Genomic DNA, 8,577 nt, shown 5'->3' on the forward strand with positions numbered 1-8,577 from the left:
TCCCCACCCACCGCGGGAACACCCCGCGCCCCTGGTCCCGATCCGGCGTCCGTCATCGATCGCCTCGCTCTCCCGCGGCCCTCGTCCCGCGCTCCGCGCTCCGCCAGCCGGTGCCCGGACTGGCACCAGTGCTGATATGCCCTCAGCCGCCGGGTCCAAGTCGCCCTCTGGCGCCCGGCGGCCGACCGGGGTATGTGGGCCGGCCCGATCGGAGGAAGCTGCCGGGTATTCGCATAACTTTGCGGAAGTCGGGTAGCCGCGCGGCCATGGCTCGACCACCAGGCACAGAGATCGGACACCGACTGCGTCGCCGCTCCCTGCTCACGGGGGCCGCGGCGCTGGGGGTGTGGGGCGCGGCAGGCTGCAGCCGACTGCCCGACGGCGACGCGAGGGACGGGGGCAACCTGCTGGAGCGGCTGCGGTCGCAGGGCACGGTGCGGCTGGGTATCGCCGGTGAGATCCCGTTCGGGTACATCGGCAAGGACGGGAAGTTCACCGGCGAGGCCCCGGAGATCGCCAAGGTCGTCTTCGGTCGGCTGGGGGTGGGCGACGTCCAGCCGGTGCCGACCGAGTTCGCCTCGCTGATCCCGGGGTTGCGCTCCCAGCAGTTCGACGTGGTGTCGGCCGGGATGTACATCAATCCGGAGCGCTGCCGGCAGGTGATCTTCTCCGATCCCGACTACCGGATGAAGGACGCCTTCATCGTGGCCAAGGGCAACCCCAAGAAGCTGCACCGCTACGAGGACATCGTGCGGACCGGGGCCAAGCTGGCCAGCGGCACCGCCTACGCCGAGATCGGCTACGCGGTCAACGCCGGGGTGAAGGAGAGCGACATCGCGGTGCTGCCCGACCAGTTGGCGGGGCTGCTCGCGGTGGAGCAGGGCCGGGTCGACGCCTTCGCCGGCACCACGGTGACCGTGCACAACGTGGTCAAGCAGACCGGCAGCCGGCGGGCCGAGGCCACCGAGCCCTTCCAGCCCATGGTGGACGGCAAGCCGGACATCGGCGCCGGCGGCTTCGCGTTCCGTCCGGAGGACACCCGGCTGCGAGACGCCTTCAACCGGGAACTGCACCGGCTGAAGAAGAGCGGCGAGCTGCTGCGCATCGTGCGGCCCTTCGGCTTCACCGAGGCCGAGATGACCGATCTGACGGCCGAGGAGCTGTGTCGGAAATGACGCCCGGACTGTGGGAACACTGGCTGCTGCCGGGCATCTGGATCACCGTCCAGCTGACCGTGTACGGGGCGCTGTTCGCCGGCGTGGTGGCGTTCGCCCTCGGGTTGGCGCGCACCTCGCGGCTGCGGATCGTCCGCTTCCTCGCCGCCTGCTACGTGGAGATCTTCCGGGGCACCTCGGCACTGGTGCTGATGTTCTGGCTGTTCTTCGTGATGCCGCTGGCCTTCCGGATCGCCCTGCTGCCGATGTGGGCGGCGGTGCTGGCACTGGGGCTGACCTATGGCGCGTACGGCTCGGAGATCGTGCGCGGCGCGATCGGCGCCGTCGCCCCGGCCCAGCGCGAGGCGGCCGTCGCGCTCAGCTTCACCCCCTGGCAGCGGCTGCGCCGGGTGGTGCTGCCGCAGGCGGTCCCGGAGATGATCCCGCCCTTCACCAATCTGCTGATCGAGCTGCTCAAGGCCACCTCCCTGGTCTCGGCGGTGAGCGTGGCGGACATCACCTTCGCCGCCCAGCTGTCCCGGCTGGCGACCGGCGAGAGCCTCCAGATCTACGGGATCGTGCTGGTCCTCTACTTCGTGCTGGCCTTCCTGCTGACCCGGCTGATGCGGCTGCTGGAGCGCCGGGCCAAGGCGTCCCTGGGCCAGCTGCCGCCGCCCCGCACCCCGCTGACCCGCAGGCTCTCCGCCACCCGTGAGGCCCGGCGGGCCACCGACCTCACCGCGCCGGGAGGTGCCCGATGACCTGGGACTGGAGTGTGGCCTGGGACTTCCTGCCGCAGCTGCTGGACGGGCTGCTGATCACCCTGGAGGCCACCGCGCTGGGCTCGGTGCTCTCCTTCACCCTGGGCCTGGTGTGGGCGGCGGCCCTGCGCTCGCCGACCCGGCTGGTGCGCTGGCCGGTGGCGGGCGTGGTGGAGTTCGTCCGCAACACCCCGCTGCTGGTGCAGCTGTTCTTCTTCTACTACGTGCTGCCGGACTGGGGCCTGCAGTTCTCCGCGCTCGCCACCGGGGTGATCGCGCTCGGCCTGCACTACTCCACGTACACCGCCGAGGTGTACCGGGCCGGGATCGACGCGGTGCCGCACGGGCAGTGGGAGGCGGCGGTGGCGCTGAGCATGTCCCGCCCGCGCACCTGGTTCGCGGTGATCCTGCCGCAGGCGATCCGCCGCGTGGTGCCGGCCCTGGGCAACTACGTCATCGCGATGCTCAAGGACTCCCCGCTGCTGGCGCTGATCGGCGTGGTGGACATGCTCCAGGAGGCGCGCGCCGAGGGCGCCTCCTCGTTCCAGTACATCGAGCCCTACACCATGGTCGGCATCGCCTTCATCGTCATCGCCTACCCCGCTTCCCTCCTGCTGCGAGCCCTGGAGCGCCGTCTTGGACACTGACACCGCCAACCCCCGACCGCGCCCCGAGGCCACCAAGGCCGGCGAGGGCGAACTGATCCGCTTCGACCGGGTGACCAAGAGCTTCGGCGGCACCAGGGTCCTGGACGAGCTGTGCTTCTCGGTGGCGCCCGGCCGGAAGGTGACCCTGATCGGCCCGTCCGGCTCCGGCAAGACCACCATCCTGCGGCTGCTGATGACCCTGGTCCGGCCGGACACCGGGAGCATCACGGTGGACGGCGACTCGCTGACCCACGAGACGCGCGGCGGCCGGCTGGTGCCGGCGGGCGAGAAGCACGTCCGCGAGGTGCGCAAGAAGATCGGCATGGTCTTCCAGCAGTTCAATCTCTTCCCCAACATGCGGGTGCTGCGCAACATCACCGAGGCCCCGGTGCACGTGCTCGGGCTGAGCCCGGACGAGGCCGAGGAGCGCGCCCGCGAGCTGCTGGACCTGGTGGGCCTGGGCGACAAGTGCGACGCCTATCCGAGCCAGCTGTCCGGCGGCCAGCAGCAGCGGGTGGCCATCGCCCGGGCGCTGGCGATGCGACCCCGGGTGCTGCTGCTGGACGAGGTGACCTCGGCGCTCGACCCGGAGCTGGTGGCCGGCGTGCTGGACCTGCTGCGGGACATCGCGCACGGCACGGACATCACCATGCTGTGCGTCACCCATGAGATGGGTTTCGCCCGGGACATCTCCGACGAGGTGATGATGTTCGACAGCGGCCGGGTGATCGAGGCCGGACCGCCGGACAAGATCTTCACCGACCCGGACCACGAACGCACCCGGGAGTTCCTGAGCGCGGTGCTGTGACCCCCGCGGCGCGCCGCACGCCCCCGGCGCCTCGTGGCTTCGGCACGCGCCCCGGCGGGTGTGCGGCGCGCCCCCGCGTGCTCGCGGCACCGCGCGCGGTGGGCGCCCGGCGCCTGTACCAGCCCCGGGGGGCGCTGTCGACGCGAAGTCCATGAGGACCGTGACGTCGACATATGCCAGAGGTACGCGTTCCAGGTGATGAGCCCGGAGCGCGTACCCAAAATCCCAACGCCCGCCCCCGATGCCCCGGTTGGCCGCTACCGTGATAGGACGCCGGGGCTGCCCGGTACCGACGGGTATACCCATGCCCGGCACCGACCGGCCTCGACACCGCAGGCGCACCAATCCTCCAGGGGGCAACCGTGGCGCTCACTCCAGAGCCGACCGCACCGTTCCACTCGGTGCAGTACGCGCTGCGCGTGCTGGAGACGGTATCCAAGCACCCCGGCGGGGTGACCGACGCCCATGTCGCCCGCAGCACCGGGCTGCCGGTCGGCGACCTCGGCCCGCTGCTGCGGATGCTGCGGCACGAGGGCTATGTGGAGCAGCTCACCGATGGCGCGTACACGGTCGGCGAGTCGCTGGCGCTGCTCGGCGCCGGCGGCCCGGACCGCACCGCGGCCCTCCAGAACAAGCTCCAGCAGACGCTCGGCTCGCTGCGCGACTCGATCGGGGCGGCGGTCTACCTCAGCCGCTACATCGACGGCGAGATCCGGATCACGCAGTACGCGGACAGCCCGCGCAATCCGAAGGTCAACGAGTGGGTGGACTTCCGCTACGCCGCGCACGCCATGGCGGCGGGCAAGTGCCTGCTGACCCAGCTGGACCACAACGAGCGCCGGGAGCACCTGTCGCGGCACAAGACCGTGCGGCTCACCTCGCGGACCACCACCAGCGAGAAAGTGCTCTTCCACAAGCTCGACAGCCAGCCCGCCACGGTCCCGGTGCTCGACCTCCAGGAGTACGCGGTGGGCACGGTGTGCGCCGCGGTGCCGATCACCGCGGGCCGGTCGGTGGGCTGCCTGGCCCTGTCGCTGCCGGTCGAGCACGCCCACCGGCTCCGCGAGGCGGCGCAGACCCTGAATCGCGGGGCCGCGCCGGTGCTGCTCTCGCTGGCCATCTGAGGGCGCCCGCCCCGCCGTGATGCGGAGGCCGCCCGGCCCCGCCCCCGAGGTGGTGCGGAGCACCCCCGAGGACCAGGTAGTATTTACCTCGACGCAAGACGCCGAGGCGAAAGCCGGGCGGACGGTGTCAGCGGGCGCCGCTAGCTCAGTTGGTTAGAGCAGCTGACTCTTAATCAGCGGGTCCGGGGTTCGAGTCCCTGGCGGCGCACCTCGAAGCGATGGGCGCTCTCGGTCTTCCGGGAGCGCCCATCGTCGTTCCACCGGGCATCCTCGCCTCAGCCGAGGAGCAGGTGGTCGAGGGAGACGATGGGCTGCTCGGGTCGGCCGGAGGCACCGCCCGCGGCCGGCCGGCCGTCGGAACCGGCACGTACCGCGACCGCGGCCTGGTAGCCCTCTGGGGCGTCCACATCGATCAGTGACCAGCCCTCGGGGACGTACGAGCCGTCGGGCGCCAAACCCTCGGCGAGCCCCACGTGGTTGCTGGCCAGGCCGCCGGGCAGCCCGGTGCCGATCCCCTTGAGATAGGCCTCCTTCCGCACCCAGCAGCTCAGGAACGCCTCCTCGCGCAGCTCGGCGGGGAGTGCGGCGATGGCGGCCTGCTCGTCCGGGTGCAGCTTGCGGGTGAGATCGAACCCGCCGCGCTGGGTGTTGCGGGACTCGATGTCCGCCCCCACGGTGGTGTCGGCGACCGCGATCAGCGCGGCGTCCTCCGCGTGCGAGAGCGAGAAGTGCAGACCCTGGTGGCCGCGGAGGGCGGGGCGACCGTGCGGCTTGTCGCAGTCCGGCATCCCGCACAGCTCACGGGTGAACTCGATCTCGGCCGGGTCGGCGTCCAGATAGCCGCCGAGCAGCACCCGCAGCCCGACATGGGCGGTGACGTACCGCTCGCGGTGCAGCGGATCGCGGAAGCGGGCGACCCGGCGGACCTCCTCGGCGTCCAGTACGCCGTCCCGCTCGGCGGCGGCCTCGGCGGCGGACGGCAGGTGCAGCAGCCAGACGGCGACCTCGCCGGATCGGGGGAGGTGCCGCGGGACGGCTGGTACGGCGGGCGGCCCCCAGGGGTTGGTCGTCGGTTGGATGGCACGATAAGCGCTGACCGGACTGTTCAACGGCACGATTCCACTACCCCCGCGAGCACAAGTGGTGCTGACCCCGTTTCCCCCATGGTGAACGTAGACCGGGCTCGGACAGATCTTCGAGGGGTAACGGCGGCAGGAAGTTGCCGTACCCGGGAGGCGGGTGACGGGGGACATATGTAGCTGGCACGTTGTTGCCAGCCCACGACGGCGCCGGAACCCGGTAGGCGCCCCGCGCCGGCCGGCGGGCGCACCCCGGAGGACGGGTCCGAGCCGCGGGGGGATCGCGGAGAGCAGGGCATTCCACCTGGCCACCGTGGCCGATTTCCAGACTTTGGCACACGCGGTCGGCGACGGGGGCGCACAGTAGCTCTGATCGCGCGCCCCCTTCACTCCTTCCCAACCGCCAGGAGCCCCTATGAACAGCGTGGAAGAACTGTGCCGGCTGATCGGTTCGTGTATCGCCTGGGAGGAGGACGAGGCCCCGCGGCGGATCAGACCGGACACCCCGCTGCTGACGCTGGGACTGCTGGACTCGATGGCCATCGTGCGGATCGTGGCCTCCCTGGAGTCGGCGACCGGGGTGCCGTTCCCCGAGTCCCGGATCGTGGCCTCCAACTTCACCTCGCCTCACGCGCTGTGGGGCGCGGTGTCCGACGCGGTGGCGGAGGCCGTCTCCGCGGGGGACAGTCACGGCGCCGTCCGGTGAACGCCCCGGGCCGCAGCGGCGGGTGACCGGGGACGCGGCCCGCGCCGCCGCGCCCCGAGCCGCGCCTCGGCCGGCCGGCCGGGAGCGGGAGGAGACCTCCCCGGCGACCGACAGCGGCAGGGGGCGCCCCCCGGCCGCCGGGGCCCCTCCCGGGTGACTTACAACACGTTCCACTCTCGACCCCGTACGCTTCCGTGACCGCGCGGCTACGATCGCGCACGTTCAGCGCAACCTGTTGCGGGGAGGGTCTCAGCTCATGGCGACGGATCGTACGGAGCGCTCGGCGGGCTCCTCCGGCGGTGGGCTGCTGGGCTCGGCGGCCTCGGCGCTGGCCCTTCCGGTGGCTCCGCTCTACGGCGCCTTCCTCTCGTACCTGGTCTTCCACCCGCCCCGGAAGCCGCACCACAAGAAGCCCGCGGACCTCGGTCTCACCAGCACCGACGTGGTGGTGCCGGCGGCCGGCACGGGCCGCGGCATCCATGTCTGGCTGTGCCCGGGCGATCCGGACCGGGTGGTGGTGATGGGCCACGGCCTCGGGCTGAGCAAGTCCGCCAGCCTCGCCCAGGCCAAGATGCTCAACGAGGCCGGCTACACGGTGGCGCTCTTCGACCACCGCAACCACGGCAAGAGCGGTACGGACCGGGCCGGCTGGAACATGAGCGGCCGCTACACCGATGACATCATCGCGGTGGTCCGCCACATCCGGAGCACCCCGGAGCACGCCGAGGCGCGGGTCGCCGTCTACGGCTTCTCCCTCTCCACCTTCGGCTCGCTCTACATGCTGCGGAAGGCCGAGGACTGCCCGGTGGACGCGGTGGTCTTCGACAGCGGCCCGGCCGCCGAACTGCGACCGCTGTTCCGCAACTTCATCGCCGCCAGCGGCCTCCCGCTGCCCGGCGCCCTGCGACGCGGCGTCTCCGGAGCGGCCCTGCGCCAGGTGTTCTCCTCCGTGGCCACGGCGATGCTCCGGGCCGACTGGCCGCCGAAGGCCGCCGGCGCCTACCAGACCACCCCGCTGCTCTTCCTGGCCGGCGAGGAGGACGCCATCATCCCCGCCGAGGGCGTGCGGGCACTGGCCGAGCGTTTCCCGCTGGCCGAGGTGCACACCCTCCCCGGCACCCAGCACCTCCAGGGCGTCAAGACCCACCCCGAGCGGTACGCGGAGACGGTGCTGGAGTTCCTCGGGCGCACCCTGAAGAGCTGACGGCGACGCCGGCCTCCCCCGCCCCCGTAACCCGGGGGAGACCGCGCGCCTCATGGCGCCCCCACCGCCACGGCCCGTCTTCCCATGCTCCGCCACCCCGGGGCCCGGCCACAGCACCCTGGCCACAAGTTGCCAAAGGCCGCTGACCATGCCACCGGCAAGCGTCTTCGCTCCGGGTCGCCTGGCGGGATCGACCACCGCCGCCCGCGGTCGGCGCCGCACCCCAGGCCGCTCCTCCCGTCAGGCCCGATGGGACGGGGCTGCCCGGCTCATCCCGCCGGGCCCGCCCCGAAGCGGTGCCGCTACCCCCACTGGCCGGGCCGGTAGTCGCCGGCGGGCTGCTGGGTGATGACGTTCAGGCGGTTCCAGGTGTTCATCACGGCGATGAGGGACACCAGGGCGGTGAGCTGGTCCTCGTCGTAGTGCTTGGCGGCGTCCGCCCATGCCTCGTCCGTCACACCGCCGGCACCGTCGGCGATGCGGGTGCCCTGTTCGGCCAGTTCGAGGGCGGCCCGCTCGGCGTCGGTGAAGACCGTGGCCTCCCGCCAGGCCGCGACCAGGTTGAGGCGGACCGGGGTCTCCCCGGCGTGCGCGGCGTCCTTGGTGTGCATGTCGATGCAGACGGCGCAGCCGTTGATCTGGCTGACGCGGATCTCCACCAGCTGCCGCGTCGCGGCCGGCAGCGTCGAGTCCCACACGGTCTTGCTTGCCGAGAAGATGTGCTTGACGACCTTGGCCCCGACCGGGTTGCCGTGGTAGTCGAAACGAGCGTCCATGCCGATCTCCTTGCCGTATTGGCTGCTTCACCCAACCGACAAGGCAGCCCGGCGAGATGTGAGCCGCCGCCAAGTGACCTGCGTCTCCCGCCGCCCGCGGGCCCACCGCTGGTGGAGGTGTGGCAGGGCCCCGGCCGGGTGTTGCCCGGCCGGGGCCCGTTACCTGCTGTTGAGCGCTGTCGCTTGGTGCTCTGGGTCAGTCCTTGATCTCGCAGATGACCGCGCCGGCGGTGATGGTGGAGCCGACCTCGGCGCTCAGGCCCTTGACGGTGCCCGCCCGGTGCGCGTTCAGGGGCTGTTCCATCTTCATCGCCTCCA

10 protein-coding genes and 1 tRNA gene are annotated in these 8,577 nt (G+C 71.9%); 8 read left to right on the forward strand and 3 right to left on the reverse strand.

Going from position 1 to position 8,577, the window contains the following annotated elements:
* Nucleotides 1-266: 266 nt before the first annotated feature.
* From ehuB to E4099_RS24580, 6 genes are all read left to right on the forward strand, one after another.
* Nucleotides 267-1,175: an ectoine/hydroxyectoine ABC transporter substrate-binding protein EhuB gene (ehuB, locus tag E4099_RS24555; RefSeq protein WP_135341299.1), complete on the forward strand. Its 909-nt coding sequence runs from the start codon at nt 267-269 to the stop codon at nt 1,173-1,175.
* Nucleotides 1,172-1,915, forward strand: a complete 744-nt coding sequence (gene ehuC / locus E4099_RS24560) for an ectoine/hydroxyectoine ABC transporter permease subunit EhuC (protein ID WP_135341300.1) — start codon at nt 1,172-1,174, stop codon at nt 1,913-1,915. The genes ehuB and ehuC overlap by 4 nt, the downstream gene beginning before the upstream one ends.
* Nucleotides 1,912-2,562: an ectoine/hydroxyectoine ABC transporter permease subunit EhuD gene (ehuD, locus tag E4099_RS24565; RefSeq protein WP_135341301.1), complete on the forward strand. Its 651-nt coding sequence runs from the start codon at nt 1,912-1,914 to the stop codon at nt 2,560-2,562. Before ehuC ends, ehuD begins: the two co-directional genes overlap by 4 nt.
* Nucleotides 2,552-3,370: an ectoine/hydroxyectoine ABC transporter ATP-binding protein EhuA gene (gene ehuA / locus E4099_RS24570; RefSeq protein WP_135341302.1), complete on the forward strand. Its 819-nt coding sequence runs from the start codon at nt 2,552-2,554 to the stop codon at nt 3,368-3,370. The genes ehuD and ehuA overlap by 11 nt, the downstream gene beginning before the upstream one ends.
* Nucleotides 3,371-3,732: 362 nt before the next feature.
* Entirely contained in the window at nt 3,733-4,494 is a 762-nt protein-coding gene (locus E4099_RS24575; RefSeq protein WP_135341303.1) for an IclR family transcriptional regulator, read from the forward strand.
* A 134-nt stretch (nt 4,495-4,628) separates the two neighbouring features.
* Nucleotides 4,629-4,702, forward strand: a tRNA-Lys gene (locus tag E4099_RS24580).
* Between the two features lie 67 nt (nt 4,703-4,769).
* On the opposite strand, the gene E4099_RS24585 is transcribed toward E4099_RS24580, so the two are convergent.
* Nucleotides 4,770-5,603 carry a 4'-phosphopantetheinyl transferase family protein gene (locus tag E4099_RS24585; RefSeq protein ID WP_245245137.1) on the reverse strand — a complete coding sequence of 278 codons (834 nt, stop codon included), beginning with the start codon at nt 5,601-5,603 and terminating at the stop codon, nt 4,770-4,772.
* 385 nt (nt 5,604-5,988) lie between these two features.
* On the opposite strand from E4099_RS24585, the gene E4099_RS24590 reads away from it, so the two are divergent.
* Together E4099_RS24590 and E4099_RS24595 are read left to right on the forward strand one after the other, a co-directional pair.
* Nucleotides 5,989-6,279 carry a phosphopantetheine-binding protein gene (locus tag E4099_RS24590; protein ID WP_135341305.1) on the forward strand — a complete coding sequence of 97 codons (291 nt, stop codon included), beginning with the start codon at nt 5,989-5,991 and terminating at the stop codon, nt 6,277-6,279.
* Between the two features lie 256 nt (nt 6,280-6,535).
* Nucleotides 6,536-7,483 carry an alpha/beta hydrolase gene (locus E4099_RS24595; protein ID WP_135341306.1) on the forward strand — a complete coding sequence of 316 codons (948 nt, stop codon included), beginning with the start codon at nt 6,536-6,538 and terminating at the stop codon, nt 7,481-7,483.
* A 302-nt stretch (nt 7,484-7,785) separates the two neighbouring features.
* On the opposite strand, the gene E4099_RS24600 is transcribed toward E4099_RS24595, so the two are convergent.
* Together E4099_RS24600 and E4099_RS34925 are read right to left on the reverse strand one after the other, a co-directional pair.
* Nucleotides 7,786-8,259, reverse strand: coding sequence for a carboxymuconolactone decarboxylase family protein (locus E4099_RS24600; protein ID WP_135341307.1), 474 nt, complete (start codon nt 8,257-8,259; stop codon nt 7,786-7,788).
* Between the two features lie 196 nt (nt 8,260-8,455).
* Nucleotides 8,456-8,577: biotin/lipoyl-containing protein (locus E4099_RS34925; RefSeq protein WP_135341308.1), on the reverse strand; the 122-nt coding region annotated here is incomplete at its 5' end.

The organism is Streptomyces palmae (assembly GCF_004684805.1).
Taxonomy (GTDB): domain Bacteria; phylum Actinomycetota; class Actinomycetes; order Streptomycetales; family Streptomycetaceae; genus Streptomyces; species Streptomyces palmae.